Genomic DNA, 15503 nt, shown 5'->3' with positions numbered 1-15503 from the left:
ATGGGTATAAAATAAAATATTACCCCTCTCCAAACCTCTCCCCTTGCAAAGGGGAGAGGCTTAAGATAGCTAATTCTCCCCAAATTTTCCCCTCTAATTCTTCCCCCTCCCCTCGCAGGGGAGGGGAGATTTTTGCACAGCAAAAATCGGGGAGAGGTCCTTCTTAAACCTTACCAAGCACGACCGCTATTTTGGTTGCGACTAAATTGACTTCTACGACCCGGATTTCTCACCTTTTCCAGAAATGCGATCGCTCTCTCGACAGCTTTTTGCAATTCAGCTTGGTTACTGCTACCTTTAGCAGCTCGCAAACTCTCAGCAATCTCCCTAGCTTGAATTAAAATTTGTGCTTTATGTCCAGTAGCATTGGAATTATTTGTCCCAGAACCATTGGATGTATTCCCTCCAGTGTTGTTAGAAGTATTACCACCAGTGTTATTAGAAGTGTTACCTCCAGAACCATTAGACATGTTGTATCCAGCATGGGCAGGAGCAACAGAAACTAACAACACAGTGGCAACAATACCACTCACAAATAATTTACTTGGTATCATCAAAAACTCCTCCGGATAAATTTAGGTTAAATTCAGTTAATTTCAATTAAATTACAATCTCAAAGATACACCCGCTCCCATGATAAACCTTGCTCCATCTCCGTCACCTGCACCCGCAATGTCACGAAAGGCTGGGGTAATCACAAACGGTAAATTTTTAAACGGTACAATTGATAAACCAACAGCCAAATCTTGACCAGTCCACTCCACAATAACGCTCACAGGTTCAAAAACTCTGACTCCTACCGAACCAAAAACATTTAAACCCGTCGGGTTTTCCCCAAGACTGACTGCTCGACGAATAGTGTCAAAAGGCAAAAATTGACCGCTCCCAATCCCTGCTGTCACTGCAACCCGACTAAAAGGTTGATTAATAAATTCTCTCGTCTTAAAAACTTTTGTAACAACTGCATAATAAGAATTTTTCGGATAATCAAAATCCACCCTACGTTCGCCAATATAAACGTCCGCAAATTGGTTCCAACCAATAGCAACAGCTAAATCCTCAGCAATCCGACGATGTAATTTAATACTAAATGCACCACTACCCAAATCCTGGCTTGTTCCCAAACTATTTAGGGTATAGGTCAACTCCGCACCAACAAACTTAACTGCATTCCCCAAACCAATTCCAAAAGCAAGTTCCCCATCGGATGTTCTGGTAAAACGGGTACGCTTTTGATAATCCGCAACTGCAAATATAGTATTATTATCAGCCCCGTAGCCATTGGGATTAGAAATGGTAATACCAGGAGACGAAAGATATCCTCTATCTTGTGGGGGAAGTGGTATGTCTGTATTAGGCAATTTCTCCAACTGTTCCAAAATCTCTTCCGGTTTGGGGTTTTCTAGAACAGGTTCGGGAGCATTATCTACAATTTGGCTGTTGCGTTTGTCTGGCTCAGATTGATTTTGCTCAGATTGGCTTTGCTCAAGTTGACTAAATTTCAACTCACTCGATGCAAATACCTGCTGATATAGTACTTCATTTAACTGTTGGACTGACCTAACCCCCGTGCCCCCCTTCCCTAAGAGGGAATGGGGAATAGAAGATTTTATTAAAGCCTCTCTCCGCTTCGGGGAGAGGTTTGGAGAGGGGTCATCTTCATCTATATTTTCTGACCTAACCCCCCTGCCCCCCTTCCCTAAGAGGGAATGGGGAATGGAAAATTTTATTAAAGCCTCTCTCCGCTTCGGGGAGAGGTTTGGAGAGGGGTCATCTTCATCTATATTTTCTGACCTAACCCCCCTGCCCCCCTTCCCTATGAGGGAATGGGGAATAGAAAATTTTATTAAAGCCTCTCTCCGCTTCGGGGAGAGGTTTGGAGAGGGGTCATCTATATTTAGATTGACAGCTGTGCCCTCCCAAACAATAATCTCAGGAGGTGCGATCGCGCTATTGCTATTCCCGAAAATATTCGGTTTAGAGTAATCCAAGCGATCGCTTTTGCTCTCAAGTGTAACATCCGACTCTAAAGCATCTTCCAGTAATGGCTTAGACTTAAATTCTACTTGAGATTTGACCTTAGACCCAAGCTGAGAATCAAAACCAGATTTATGAGACTTGGAATCAGAAAAACCTTGAGAACCTGATTGTTGTTCATAAAACACAGCATCTTCAGCACTAGCTTGGGTAGGCATGGCTGTAGACAAAACAAGCAATGTTACTAATGTTTTTCCAATACTTGTCACGTCTACTATACCTATGGTTTGCTGGCAGTTATCCGGCGATTCACAATTTCCTTTGTTTGCTTTTTCGAGAAATCCAAATTTAAACATTTTATCTTCCGAAGCAAAATTAGCCGCATCATTGGCAACTAATACATACTTTTCTTGAATCCATCCGGCTTGCTGCAATTTCATCGAAGTATAAGCCTTTATGATTAAAGGACATAGCAAATCAAGATTTTTGCCGAATTTATAAACTGTACTGATAGATAGACTTATATAGATGCAAACCCAAAATCAAATAGAAACAGACAAATAAGGAACCATCCACCTGATTTTTGTAAACTTGGGAATCTGAATTTAAAATTTAACTCTTGATTCTGTGTAGATTAATGTTGGGTTACGCAAAGCCTCCACCCAACCTACTAGAGAACTAGAAAATCATACACCTGAACTTTTGCACAATTGTGACTAAAGGTTTTTCTCTGTCCAAGTAATTTTAGCACTACTCAATGTATAAACTAACTAAAATATTATTCAAATACAAGTATATATTAAAACTTTACAATCTCTTTATGAATTCTTTATGTAAACTCAGGTAAACACAGGTATATATAAGATGGGTTAGCAACTACAGTATCGGCTTAGTGATTTACTATACTCAATTTATTTGATCGAAAATTACTTTTAACCGAAAAAATAGGCAATTTAGCCAAGTTACAAAGAAAAGTCAAGGAAAATATACTAAGTGTGAAGTATTATTTTGCGAGTTGAGGTGTTATGTGTATTTGTCTTCGTAATATCTTGACCCAACATTAGTACAAAATGCTATTTTTAGTACTTGGGTGACTAAAGAGGCTTACTCTGATAGATTTTTGGCTTGTTAGACTTAAATATGAAGCTAAGGTATAGAGTTTATCTAAACTTAAAACTTCTTTAAAACTTCATGAAGCCCAAAAGCCTTACGTATTAGTAGTTACTAGTATTTTAGAAACTTGAGTAGTAAATATTACAGGCAAAGGGAGATATTTTTTAACTGATTTATGTATAAATTAAGTGTATGGGTTAGCATTGCCGAAGCACGAGCATTTTGATTGGTATTTACCAAGTAGTAGATATCGTGACGTAATGAACTCTTAGAATTTAGTCATGAACAGCAAATTATTTTTGAGTGAAGAATCTACGTTTGTAAAGCAAAGCATAACTCCACAAATTTTACCTGGACTACTTCTGTCTTCAGACATTCTGGGTCTATTTGTCTCTTTAGGGATGGCACTGTGGTTGCGTCAGAGTGAGGGATTAAAGATAACCGATCCTGCTCTTTATGGATTTGGGTTGTTGGTAATTATTGGTTTGTATTTGGCAAACACTTACCATCCAGATAGTCAAATTGTCGGTTTACGCGCACCTGCCCGAATTGTTATCAGCAACGTCATCGTTGCTTTTTTTGCATCTGGACTAATTTATTTACTTGGTGCTTGGCAGCAGAATCCATTGCTGTGGAGAGGAACGATAGTACCTTGTTTATTAGTGTTTACGCTTTGGTCAGTCACATCGCGGTTATTGGCGACAAATTGGGCGCGATCGCACTCGGAACAGAGCCGTTGGTTGATATTGGGTGGGAATGAAGGTGCAATACAATTTTGTCGAAAATTTATCGCACGGTATCCATTGATTAAATTGGCAGTGCTGACAGAATCAAAATCAGAAAGGATTCAGCCCTATGAAATGACTCGTGTAAAAGATTTTAGCCATCTGTCAGAGGAAATTCAGATATTCTCTGTAGACAAAAGAAGATTTAAATCGGAAAGTAAATTAGATAGCCACTCAGAAAATGAACAATCAGGATTTACTAAAACCCTAGACCCAGAAAATCAGAGATTTTTTACACCTAGTCAAAATGTGAATTGCTTGGGGAATCTCAATGATCTACCCAATTTGGTTTATTACCCTTGGTCAGGGGTAGTAGTTGCGACTCACAAAGAATTAACAGATGAACAAGTGCGGCAATTAATGCCTTTAAGACTGCAAGGTATTCCTATTTATCGATTACCGGAAGCATACGAAAATATCTGGTTCAAGCTTCCTTCATCTCTACTAGAAGATACATGGTTTGCTTTTAGCGCTGGTTTCAATCTTTTTCCAGGTGGTTTTAGTTTGAAATTAAAGCGAATAGCAGATTTTGTTTTTACTATTCTGCTGCTGACACTGTTATCTCCACTGATGTTATTAACAGCGTTAGCAATCAAGCTAGATAGTCCAGGTTCAATCTTCTATAGTCAGTTACGTACAGGTTTGAATGGTAAACCATTCAAAGTTCATAAATTTCGCTCAATGTCCCAAGATGCCGAGAAACAAGGGGCACAATGGGCTAGCAAATCAGATTCTCGCATTACTAGAGTCGGACGCTTGATCCGTTTAACTCGAATCGATGAATTACCACAGATATTAAATGTACTTCAAGGACAAATGAGTTTAATTGGTCCCCGTCCCGAAAGACCAGAATTTGATGCCAAACTCAAAGAAGAAATACCTTACTATGAAGTTCGTTACTTAGTCAAACCGGGAATTACAGGATGGGCACAAGTGATGTATCCTTATGGAGCATCGATTGAAGACGCTTACGAAAAACTATCTTACGACCTTTACTACATCAAAAATTATTCGCTATGGTTGGATATCGCCATCTTTTTCAAAACGATTCGAGTAGTCCTATTGGGTAAAGGTAGGTAAATAAAGGTGAAACAAAAAGTATTAGTCACAGGTGGTGCAGGCTATATTGGTTCCCATGTAGTTCGTCAATTGGGTGAAGCTGGATATGACGTTGTAGTGTACGATAATTTGTCTACAGGTTCGCCAAAATCAGTACTATATGGTCAACTAATAATTGGAGACTTGGCAAATCAAGACCAGTTATATCAAGTTTTTGCCCAACATCAATTTAGTGCGGTACTACATTTCGCGGCTAGTTTATCAGTACCAGAATCAGTAGAGCATCCCCTTGACTACTATGCAAATAACACCCGCAACACCCTGAATTTACTTCGTTGCTGTAGCGTCATGGGGGTTAACCGATTCATATTTTCGAGTACAGCAGCAGTTTACGGAGAAGTAGCACAAAACCCCGTCACCGAAAATTCCCCAACCCAACCCATCAATCCCTATGGACGTTCAAAACTGATGAGCGAATGGATAATTCAAGATTACGCAGCAGCATCTTCACTGCATTATGTGATTTTACGTTACTTCAACGTCGCCGGAGCAGACCCCAACGGCAAAATAGGACAACTATCACGTAAAGCATCCCACCTAATAAAAGCAGCTTGTGATACTGCGATCGCGCGTATTCCCAAATTACAAATTTTTGGCGATGATTTTCCTACCCCAGATGGTACAGGTATTCGCGATTATATCCATGTTGAGGATTTAGCATCAGCACATTTAGATGCTTTACGATATCTGCAAAAAGGAGGAGAAAGCCAAATTTTCAACTGTGGATATGCAAAAGGCTACAGTGTTCGCGAAGTTATTGCTAGAGTCAAAGCCATCTCTGGTGTCGATTTTCCCGTCGTTGTGACTCCCCGTCGTCCAGGTGATCCTGCTTGCGTCACAGCTTGTGCGGATAAAATTAATCAACTGCTGGATTGGCAACCAAAATATAACGACTTAGACCAAATAGTGAGTACAACCTTAGCATGGGAAATGCAACAATAGAATTTATGCAGATGTAACAGAAAACGATGGAACTATCTGCGTTAATCTGCGTCTATCTGCGGTTAATTAACTTTTTATTTTCTGGAAATCCCTACTCAAATTTCAAAACGCTTCACAAAATAAAGTACAAGAAAACACAAAACAGCACCAATTAAGCTTAACTGCCACAACCCACATCCAGCAGCAACACCTAATGCAGCAGAAACCCAAATAGCAGCTGCCGATGTAAGTCCACGAACACGAATACGTTGTGATTCATCTGAAGCTGTACGCAAAATTTCCCCCGCACCTAAAAAACCAACCCCCGCAGTAATTCCTTGGATAACGCGACTCAAAGCATCAGCATCAAAACCGGAAGTTGTTTGCGAGATTAGTAAAGGTATAAGTGCAAAAAGTCCAGAACCGAGACTAACTAGCATGTGTGTTCGTAATCCAGCAGGTTTGTGCCGAAGTTGACGTTCCCAACCAATAATTCCACCAGTTGTCATGGCAATGGAAAGCCGAAAAAGAATCTGCCAGCAGTCAGATAGATTTAATTGATAGGAGCTAAGTTGAATATGGGGCATTAGGCATGGAGCATTGGGTACTGATTATTGTCACCCATTAATTAAAAAATTATCATGCAGTTTTGATCGAATTGGTAATATTATTGAGCAATATTATTGAAACCGTAGAGACGTTCCGGTGGAACGTCTTTTTTTATTTCCCAGGATTTTGGTTATTTTAGTGGATAAACTCTATTGGCTAAATGAAATTCAACCGCGCGATCGCACCAAAGTTGGCGATAAGGCGTTTAATTTAAGTAGGACTATGCAACGTGGTTATCCTGTTTTACCAGGATTTGTAGTTTCTACGGAATTTACACGGGAATTTCTCAGAACTTTGAGTCATTCTGAGAATACAGAAGTGTTAGTCAAAGATTTGCCAGATTCTTCTTTACATCTGGATGTGGGAAATTGGTGGCAATTGCAGCAAGTTGCTAGTCGCTTGCGTCAAGAGATGCTTATTGCGACTTTACCCCCAGAATGGTTAGATGCAATTTTTGAGGCAGCAAGTCAATGGGAGACAAGTTGTTTAATTTTTCGTCCAACTGTTACCTTACCGAATAGTAATCGCGATAGGCAGAAATTAATGCAGTCGGCATATCGCAGCAATAATGTTAATGATGGGAATGTGAATTTATCAGGTTTGTTAGAATCGCAAATTTGCTACTGCGATCGCAATAATATTTCTCTAGCTCTCAAGCGTGCTTGGAGCCAATTATTTCGCGCCCGCAGTTTGGTATACTGGCAGCGCACTGGTATTGACCTGCGACGGATCAATTTTGGGATTTTGGTACAACCTGTATGGGATGCTGTGACAAGTGGAGTCATTGTTGGTAGCTCCTCGTTTCTGGAAATACAAGCAAGTTTAGGATTGGGTTTGGCTATTACTAAAGGTGAGGTTTTACCCGACTATTACAAGATTAAACGCGAAAACAACACAATTATCGAACGAAAATTGGGTGATAAAATACTAGGTTATCGGGTTGATAATTCTGCTAGTATTTTGCCACAGTCAACTCCTAGCAGCTTGCACATCAATGAACATAGTTGCTTAATTACTTATTTAGTTGATGATATTGAACGAAATCAATTTGCAACCTCTCAAGAGGTTTTGCAGCAACTTCTCCAGATCAGCAATCAACTTACCAGCGAGTTTGGTAATAATTTTGGTTGCGAGTGGACTGTTTCCAAACACGACACTACTGAAAAACTTTACCTCACCCAAATCACCCTTCCGCAAACACTTTCGTCAGATTATCGCTTACTAGGTAAAGGAATCAGTGCTGCTGGAGGACGTACAATTGCCACAGCATATGTTACTAGTAATTCCCATCCTCATAGTTCTAAAAATATAACCCAAGATGTATTAACCCCATATATACCAGCACAATTGCCCAATAACACCATTTTAGTTGTTCCATCTATCACCGTAGATTGGTTACATTTACTTCATAATATTAGCGGTATTATTACTGAGCAAGGTGGAATGACTAGCCATGCGGCAATTTTAGCTCGCGAACTCGGAATCCCTGCTATTGTTAATGTCAACAGAGCTACAGAATTAATTAAAAATGGCGAACAATTGCTGATTGATGGGGATACGGGGGAAATATATCGAGTTAATTCCCATATATCAAATAATAGCGATAAGCAGAGCTTAATACCCTCAATACATCACACTATCTCCAACCACACTCAACCACAACTTGTATCCTTAATTCCTCCATTTGTTTCCATACTTCCCCAGCAAGAACAAATACCCTCTTTTCCAGAAGATTTATCAGAAACTTATCAGCAAGGTGATTCAGAACAATTACACTATAATTCCCAGGGGATGGGAGAATTAAGGGATAGAATCCAAGTTCCAAAATTGAATACAAGCTCGAATATTAATTCAAATATTCATCCGAATATTAATCCAAATATTAATTTGAGATTACTTGAAGAACCATTTCCAACTATTGCTACTCAGTTACTTGTCAATCTCAGTCAAACTAGCTCCATAGAACAAGTATTAAGTTTACCTATCGATGGTTTGGGGTTACTGCGTTCCGAACTAATGGCAATTTCAATTTTAGACGGGCAAGAACTCCATACTTGGTTACAAGAAAGGCAAGAAACATTACGCGATCGCTGGTACGAACAAATTTTACTCTTTGCCCAAGCTTTTGCACCAAAACCGATTTTTTACCGTTCGTTAGATTTTCCAGTCGGTATCATCCAAAGTAACCAGATAGAACAAGCTCACCATTTGGATCGGGATTTAGATCGGCAATCAAGATTGAGAGAACGGGGCACATTTGCGTATTTGCAAAACCCAACCATGTTTGAAATCGAACTCACAGCCTTAGCTCAAGTCCAACAAGCCGGATATGGAAATCTACGTCTAATTTTACCCTTTGTGCGTAGCATTGAGGAATTTACCTTTTGCCGTCGCAAAGTCGAACAAGCTGGATTAAATCGCGTACCCGAATTTCAACTATGGATTATGGCGGAAGTTCCCAGTGTATTATTTTTACTGCCAGAATACGTAAAAGCAGGAGTCCAAGGAATTGCGATCGGGACAAACGATTTGACACAATTATTACTTGGAGTAGACCGGGAACAGGGCAAATTTACAGAAGTCTGGAATCAAAAAAATCCCGCAGTTATGGGTGCAATCCGTCAATTGATTGAAACAGCTAGGAAATATAATATACCTTGTACAATCTGCGGACAAGCACCGACATTGTACCCGGAAATAATCCAACAATTAGTACAATGGGGAATTACATCAATCTCAGTAGAACCCGAAGCAGTACAAAGAACTTATGGTGCGATCGCACGTGCCGAAAAACGGATTATTCTCGAAGCTGCCAGAAAACAGTTAAACGCGGATTAAGATTAAAGTCCATACAAAATTAATTTCTACAGCAAACGGTTGTTTGCCCTCCTGATATATCATTTGCCCTGAGCATATCCGAGAGTCACGTTAAATGATCTAGAAATATAGTATCTAAACGAACACAAAATTGATAAGCTATACTTAAGTAGCTCACTGGTAATTACAAACACTAAATATCCATCATTGGTAAGATGCGATCCCATTAGTTGTTAATGTGATACTCTAGATAGGAAGGAAATCAAATTTGGTTATGTAGAGAAGCGGCTCTTTTCCGCAATACGGGATATTATAGTTAGTAGCCCGTTTTTAAATAGGAAGGTGTTTGATAGCCCCACATCCCGTAGCTGTTAACCAAAAATTGAGGTAGTATCTCAGGAGCGGTCAGTTCAATGGACTATATAGATAAGGTGGTAGAAAAGCTTAAGGAATTGGGACGCAAGCTAATTGAAGCATTGCTAGGTCCTCAAGCGGAACCAGAACCGGAATTAATTCCGATTCCTGTCAATGATAGGTCCCGTCGTCGCTAAAGGAAAACTACTGGACGTGGCAAAGCTTCGCCCTTTGAGCATTTTAGTACTACATGGACCAAATTTAAATTTGCTAGGACAACGGGAACCAGGAATTTATGGCTCGTTGAGTTTAGCTGATATTAACCGCTTGTTGGCAGAAGAAGCAAGCAATTTGTCAGTTAAAGCTTTTTTTGTGCAGTCAAATCATGAAGGTGTCCTCGTTGATACGATTCATTCTGCCTTACCACAGCATCAAGGTATTTTGATTAATGCTGGAGCTTATACTCATACCAGCGTTGCTTTGCGGGATGCGATCGCTGGTGTGAATCTACCAACAGTTGAGGTTCATTTAAGTAATATTTATCGTCGCGAAGAATTTCGCCATCATTCCTACATTGCCCCTGTCGCAATCGGACAAATTAGCGGTTTCGGTGCCCAAAGTTATCTGTTGGGCTTACGTGCATTGGTTCATCATTTACGACAACAAGAGCCAGAATAAAGATTTTTATTTTAAAAGTATCAGTGAGATTTAAAGGTTGCACCATTCGCTTATCAGTAAATTTAGAGGTACTTTATTTGGTGCGTTAATTGCCGGAACGTTACCACTTAAAGATGTAAAACAAATTACATATTCAGCACTGTTGACGCAAGAAGCAATAGATGGGTTGGTATTTAGTAGCAAAAGTTTAATTTATCAAGGAAAATTTGTTCTGGGAGATTGGTTACTCAAAAAACAAGCCAATCCAAGTTTAGATCGGACAAACTTAAATCAGACAAACGAACAACTTTTAGTAACAACATTTTTTGCAACCCTACCCATCGCTTTATTTTGCCACGAAAATCTCCTTAAACTGAAGCAAAATATCACCGATGTGGTGCGGTTATACAGCGATGATTCCGGGATACGAGATACTAACCTTGCAGTCGGTTATGCGATCGCGAAGTCACTGACGGGAACAATGAATCCAACTGCCCTAATTCCCCAGATTGTGAATTTTTTAGGCGATACTTCTAGCAATACTCCACAGCAGTTGTTGAAAGTTGATGATTTATTAAGGCAAGGTGCAAATTTAGAACAAGTATCTTCAGAATTAAGTCAACTTGAATTAAGTCAGCTTGAATTAAGCAAAACTGGACTGGATAAAAAGAACAGTTCAAACCAAAGTATATCAAGTCAAGTAATTGCAGAGGCTTTTTACTGTTTTCTAGCTACTATGGAAGACTTTCGCTTGTCTATTTTACTTTCCCACAGACAATCCGATCCATCCCTTAGAGCTATTAGTCCAATTACAGGAGCATTATCGGGAGCTTACAATAGTACAGTTGGAATACCTCTCGCTTGGCAAATCAGATATTCGCAGCAAAAGTCGGCAAAATTGCACTCAAACACTTATTTGCAAATGGTAAAATTGGCTGATGAACTTTTAGCTGTATGGTCAGGTGTATACAATAATATTGACAACCAAGCAAGCGGAACCAACAAAATAGGAGACTTTACATTTCACAGTAACAGACTTCCTTTACTCAAACCTGATTCGCATCTACAGGTTTTTACATCTACCCATGTCAACAAACTACGTTGATTTTTTACCACTTATAGGCAGCGTTACATACAACACAGTTGAAAAAATTGCAATATCTTACCATTCAGTAAAAATTTACAAACCTGTGTAATATCTTATATAGTATTGTCACTGTTACCTCATACAAACTACGGGTAATGATTTTGTCACAGGGCATTCCCCGTTTATAGCAATACCCTGAAAGAGTATTGACTGTCAAAATATTCTCTAACTATTTCAGTTTAACGGTTAAAATATTCAATTGCGGTAATAGGTGATGAAACAAGCGCCATTTTTACAGTCATTGTCACAGCGATTGGGTAAATGGCGACGGCAGTACAAAAAGCGACTCCGAGAGCTTTTATTCAAAACGAGTAAAAAATGGCAAATAGGCTATAGTCTACATGGAGTAATGGCAAATTTGACAAGTAACTCCATAAGTATTTATACATATGTTTTAGCAAAAATACCTAAAAATTCCCCAGTACTTTTTGCGATCGCAGTTTTAGTATTAACTGGGGTAATGGGGCAGAAATTTTATAATCAGCCTCAAATGATAATTGGAAGTAAAGCATTGGTGACAGTTCTAGCACCTTATACCGACACCATTGAAAATATCTACGAAACCCAGGAAAAGCGTCAGGTTGCGAGTAATAATTCAGTACCAATTTTGATGGTTGATGTAAATATTAATCAGAACATCAACGAGAAGCTACAAGAAATTTTAGAACAGGGAAATCAAATTCGCGTAATTGCAGGTTATTTACCTGATTATGCCGACACTACTATTTTATCAGTTGTATCACAACGTTATTTACGTGCAGCTTCAAGCCAAGAATGGCAAGCGTTTCAAGATGCAATTTCCCCAAATAATTCTCCTACTACCAATATACCCAATCCTCACAAGTCGCATCAGAGAAGCTCCTCTACAAAAACCATCTCAGGAACTAATTGCCAGGATTCTATCTGTTTTGAAAAACTCGAAAATTCCCCTTTGAATAATCGTGATAAGCAAAGCTTAATGCTTCCGACAGCCAATTTCCGCAGTGTAGCAGCACATACATCAAAAAAAATATCGGGTTCCCACAAAATTTCATCCCCAGTACCTAAGCAACTACCAGCAGACACCTACTTTAGTAATACCTTGGGTAGTAACAGTGACTTTTTATCTCAAGCATTGACAGAAATTCAAACAAGAAAATTAACCACTTCCAAGCAAAATATATCTGCACTTATCCAAGAAATATCGCGATCGCGGCAAAGATATGTTCAAGCTAAAGCAAAAATAGCCGAATTTAATAGCCAGAATCCAAATTCACCTTACAATAACGATTTAGTACTGGATTTATCGTCGGAAGACTGGATAAACACCCAAACGATTATTCAACAAACAGCCCAGCGCATTCTTGCTCAAGGTATTCCCCCCGGATTACCACAAACGATTTTGGAAGATGCTATCAAGCGAAATCTGGAATATGCAATCCCAGTAGAAGCAGAACCTTTTGCCAGCAAGTTGTTATTAGCAACACTGCAACCCAACCTGAAGAAAGATGAAGCGAAAACCCAAATTCAAGCCAAAAATGCTTCTGCGGTGATTAAACCTGTAATGATTGCAGTGCAGCAAGGTGACATTATTGTTCGTAAGGGTGAAATTATTTGTGATTGGGATTTTCAGATACTAGAACATTACGGTTTAATTCGCAGGGAAGTCAAATGGTTGAAGTTAATCATCTTAGCTGGGATGATTATTGCGGCTGTAGCGGTTTTTGTAATGATCGAAAAGCGGGTAAATTATCGTAAAAGACAACGCGATCGCATTTTAATTTTATTACTTACCCTCAGCATCCCTTTGGTGCTAACAATGGGTACATCATTCACAACTTGGAGTGCTTCGGGTTTACTTTTGGGTAGTCTTTACGGCAGTACCATTGGTGTTACAGCTATCGGGTTATTAACATTGCTGCTACCCTTTAGCTTAGAAATCAGCAGAATTACACTTGTAGCAGGTGCCGCAGGTGCCTTACTCGGTAGCTGCATGGCAAAAAAATTGCGATCGCGTGAAGAATTAGCTTTACTGGGAATTGGAATTGCGATCGTCCAAAGTGGTGTATATTTAATTTTCAAGATTTGTATCGGTAGTGCATTTAGTGGTCACTTATATGCAGTGCTGAAAGAATCGTTATTATTTGCCTGTTCCGGTTTAAGTTGGAGTATCGTCGCTCTGGGCTTAAGTCCCTATCTCGAACAAATGTTTGATTTAGTCACACCAATTCGTTTAGCAGAACTCGCAAACCCCAATCGTCCCCTCCTCAAACGTCTCGCAGCCGAAACCCCCGGAACCTTTCAGCATACTTTGTTCGTTTCTAGTCTTGCAGAAGCAGCAGCTCGCAAACTTGAATGTAACGTCGAGCTTGTACGGGCTGGGACACTGTACCATGATATTGGTAAAATGCACGACCCCCAAGCATTTATCGAGAACCAAATGGGCGCACCCAACAAACATGACACGGAAATAAATAATCCTTGGCTAAGTGCCAAAATTATCAAAAAGCACGTAAGTGAAGGCTTGGTAATGGCACGCAAATACCGTTTACCAACCGAAGTTCAAGCTTTTATTCCCGAACATCAGGGAACAATGCAGATTGCTTATTTTTACCACCAAGCACAGCAAATCGCAAAAACATGCGATAAGCAGAGTTTAATACGGTCGGCATGTTGCATCCAAATTGATCACAGAGATTTTTGTTATGATGGTCCGATTCCGCAGTCAAAAGAAACTGCGATCGTTATGCTTGCAGACTCCTGTGAAGCAGCACTGCGAAGTCTTAAAGATGCAACCCCTGAGCAAGCTTTATCGATGCTGAATAATATTTTGCGTGCCCGTTGGCAAGATAAGCAACTTGTTGATTCTGGACTTACTCGTAATCAAATGTCAGAAATTGCTGAGATATTTGTCGAGGTTTGGCAACAGTTTCATCATAAACGGATTGCATATCCGCAGTCGAAAGCTGGTACGACGGAAAAATAATTGAGGAATTAGGTATTGACAAAATCTTAATGAATAAAAGTCAATAAATCAAACTTTTTACGTATTTCTAAAAGCGAAATATCTAACAAGGATTCATAATCTAAAAAAGGGTAATAATTCCTTTCTCCACGAGTATTAAACAACATAACAGTCAATTCTGGCAGTAATAGCGGCAAAGTAAAAAAATAGAACTATATAACCACAAAATCCCATGTTTTTTAATCAAATCATCGTACATAATATCGATCTCAGGCTTAATTTTTGGGTCTTTGTTGGTATTAATATAGTCTCGGAACTTAAAATCGCTCGTCCAAAAACCCAGAGGTAATATCTTGAGTTCGTCATACATATCCGTGTCGCAACCATAGACAACGTGAGACACATCATGAGCTAGCAAAATTTTGGCAAATTCTTGTGGCAGTTCCCTTGGGTCTGTAATACTAGGATTTGCAGCATAATATTCCTCTAATCCTTCTCGTAGGGTTTGAGTACTGCTTTTGTTTGTATACTGCGGACGAAGACGCTTAGTCATAATCACAATAAATACGATACGGTTTCGTATAGATATTATAGTATAGTCGTAAAATATGAGCGATTGCAAACCATTAGGAAGACCTCGCAGCACCCAGTCTCACCAAGCAATGTTGCAAGCAACTTTAGAATTACTGGCAGAAATAGGTTTTGATGCTATGAGTATTGACGGTATAGCAAACCGTGCTGGGGTGGGGAAAACTACCATTTACCGACGCTACAAGTCAAAAGAAGAACTGGTTGCAGATGCGATTGAAAGTATTAGGGAAGAACTTTTAATTCCCAATACGGGAAATTTTTGGAGCGACATTGACGTATTAATCGAGAGCGCAGCACAAATTACCCTCAGTTCTTTAGGAAGAAAAACGGTTGCCATGATTATTAATAGCGCATCGAGTAATTCTCAATTTGCTCAAATTTACGTGACTAAATAGGGCTTGCTGAATAAAGCTATAACCTTTGCCAAATATGAGTTTTAACCATTTTGAAGGTAAACAAGTGCAAGGTT

General features: G+C 39.4%; 12 protein-coding genes. 8 read left to right on the top strand and 4 right to left on the bottom strand.

The window, feature by feature from the left end:
* Positions 1-170: 170 nt before the first annotated feature.
* Together CK510_RS03805 and CK510_RS03800 are read right to left on the bottom strand one after the other, a co-directional pair.
* Positions 171-554 carry a hypothetical protein gene (locus CK510_RS03805; protein ID WP_095720425.1) on the bottom strand — a complete coding sequence of 128 codons (384 nt, stop codon included), beginning with the start codon at positions 552-554 and terminating at the stop codon, positions 171-173.
* A gap of 51 nt (positions 555-605) precedes the next feature.
* A complete protein-coding gene (locus CK510_RS03800) occupies positions 606-2417 on the bottom strand; it encodes a hypothetical protein (protein ID WP_095720424.1) in 1812 nt (603 codons plus the stop codon).
* Positions 2418-3371: 954 nt separating this feature from the next.
* Between CK510_RS03800 and CK510_RS33250 the strand changes: the two genes are divergently transcribed.
* Positions 3372-4955, top strand: coding sequence for a sugar transferase (locus tag CK510_RS33250; protein ID WP_245911840.1), 1584 nt, complete (start codon positions 3372-3374; stop codon positions 4953-4955).
* A 6-nt stretch (positions 4956-4961) separates the two neighbouring features.
* The gene (gene galE / locus CK510_RS03790) at positions 4962-5936 is read left to right on the top strand and encodes a UDP-glucose 4-epimerase GalE (RefSeq protein WP_095720423.1); all 975 of its coding nucleotides are present in this window, start codon (positions 4962-4964) and stop codon (positions 5934-5936) included.
* A 95-nt stretch (positions 5937-6031) separates the two neighbouring features.
* On the opposite strand, the gene CK510_RS03785 is transcribed toward galE, so the two are convergent.
* Positions 6032-6502, bottom strand: coding sequence for an MgtC/SapB family protein (locus CK510_RS03785; RefSeq protein WP_095720422.1), 471 nt, complete (start codon positions 6500-6502; stop codon positions 6032-6034).
* A 118-nt stretch (positions 6503-6620) separates the two neighbouring features.
* On the opposite strand from CK510_RS03785, the gene CK510_RS03780 reads away from it, so the two are divergent.
* The 5 genes from CK510_RS03780 to CK510_RS03765 all read left to right on the top strand — a co-directional run bounded on the left by CK510_RS03780 (position 6621) and on the right by CK510_RS03765 (position 14464).
* Entirely contained in the window at positions 6621-9362 is a 2742-nt protein-coding gene (locus tag CK510_RS03780) for a putative PEP-binding protein (RefSeq protein ID WP_245911839.1), read from the top strand.
* A 392-nt stretch (positions 9363-9754) separates the two neighbouring features.
* Positions 9755-9892, top strand: coding sequence for a hypothetical protein (locus tag CK510_RS32285; RefSeq protein ID WP_169926996.1), 138 nt, complete (start codon positions 9755-9757; stop codon positions 9890-9892).
* Positions 9870-10373 carry a type II 3-dehydroquinate dehydratase gene (gene aroQ, locus CK510_RS03775; protein WP_095720421.1) on the top strand — a complete coding sequence of 168 codons (504 nt, stop codon included), beginning with the start codon at positions 9870-9872 and terminating at the stop codon, positions 10371-10373. The genes CK510_RS32285 and aroQ overlap by 23 nt, the downstream gene beginning before the upstream one ends.
* 37 nt (positions 10374-10410) lie before the next feature.
* Positions 10411-11457 (top strand): ADP-ribosylglycohydrolase family protein, encoded by a 1047-nt coding sequence (locus CK510_RS03770; protein ID WP_095720420.1) that lies wholly within the window; start codon positions 10411-10413, stop codon positions 11455-11457.
* Positions 11458-11713: 256 nt separating this feature from the next.
* The gene (locus CK510_RS03765) at positions 11714-14464 is read left to right on the top strand and encodes an HD family phosphohydrolase (protein ID WP_095720419.1); all 2751 of its coding nucleotides are present in this window, start codon (positions 11714-11716) and stop codon (positions 14462-14464) included.
* 151 nt (positions 14465-14615) lie between these two features.
* Here the strand turns inward: CK510_RS03765 and CK510_RS03760 are convergent, their stop codons facing one another.
* A complete protein-coding gene (locus tag CK510_RS03760; protein ID WP_245911838.1) occupies positions 14616-14996 on the bottom strand; it encodes a hypothetical protein in 381 nt (126 codons plus the stop codon).
* A 55-nt stretch (positions 14997-15051) separates the two neighbouring features.
* On the opposite strand from CK510_RS03760, the gene CK510_RS03755 reads away from it, so the two are divergent.
* The gene (locus CK510_RS03755) at positions 15052-15429 is read left to right on the top strand and encodes a TetR/AcrR family transcriptional regulator (protein ID WP_245911837.1); all 378 of its coding nucleotides are present in this window, start codon (positions 15052-15054) and stop codon (positions 15427-15429) included.
* The last annotated feature ends 74 nt before the right edge of the window (positions 15430-15503 follow it).

Source organism: Brunnivagina elsteri CCALA 953 (genome assembly GCF_002289455.1).
Lineage (GTDB): Bacteria > Cyanobacteriota > Cyanobacteriia > Cyanobacteriales > Nostocaceae > Brunnivagina > Brunnivagina elsteri.
Note: the sequence above shows the minus strand (reverse complement) of the source record. Positions and strands in the feature narration are given on the sequence as shown.

What these genes read in the sequence shown, in the direction of transcription:
- CK510_RS03805 (WP_095720425.1), bottom strand. Translation starts at nt 554, where the DNA reads ATGATACCAAGTAAATTATTTGTGAGTGGTATTGTTGCCACTGTGTTG.
- CK510_RS03800 (WP_095720424.1), bottom strand. Translation starts at nt 2,417, where the DNA reads ATGAAATTGCAGCAAGCCGGATGGATTCAAGAAAAGTATGTATTAGTT.
- CK510_RS33250 (WP_245911840.1), top strand. Translation starts at nt 3,372, where the DNA reads ATGAACAGCAAATTATTTTTGAGTGAAGAATCTACGTTTGTAAAGCAA.
- CK510_RS03785 (WP_095720422.1), bottom strand. Translation starts at nt 6,502, where the DNA reads ATGCCCCATATTCAACTTAGCTCCTATCAATTAAATCTATCTGACTGC.
- CK510_RS32285 (WP_169926996.1), top strand. Translation starts at nt 9,755, where the DNA reads ATGGACTATATAGATAAGGTGGTAGAAAAGCTTAAGGAATTGGGACGC.
- aroQ (WP_095720421.1), top strand. Translation starts at nt 9,870, where the DNA reads ATGATAGGTCCCGTCGTCGCTAAAGGAAAACTACTGGACGTGGCAAAG.
- CK510_RS03765 (WP_095720419.1), top strand. Translation starts at nt 11,714, where the DNA reads ATGAAACAAGCGCCATTTTTACAGTCATTGTCACAGCGATTGGGTAAA.
- CK510_RS03760 (WP_245911838.1), bottom strand. Translation starts at nt 14,996, where the DNA reads ATGACTAAGCGTCTTCGTCCGCAGTATACAAACAAAAGCAGTACTCAA.
- CK510_RS03755 (WP_245911837.1), top strand. Translation starts at nt 15,052, where the DNA reads ATGAGCGATTGCAAACCATTAGGAAGACCTCGCAGCACCCAGTCTCAC.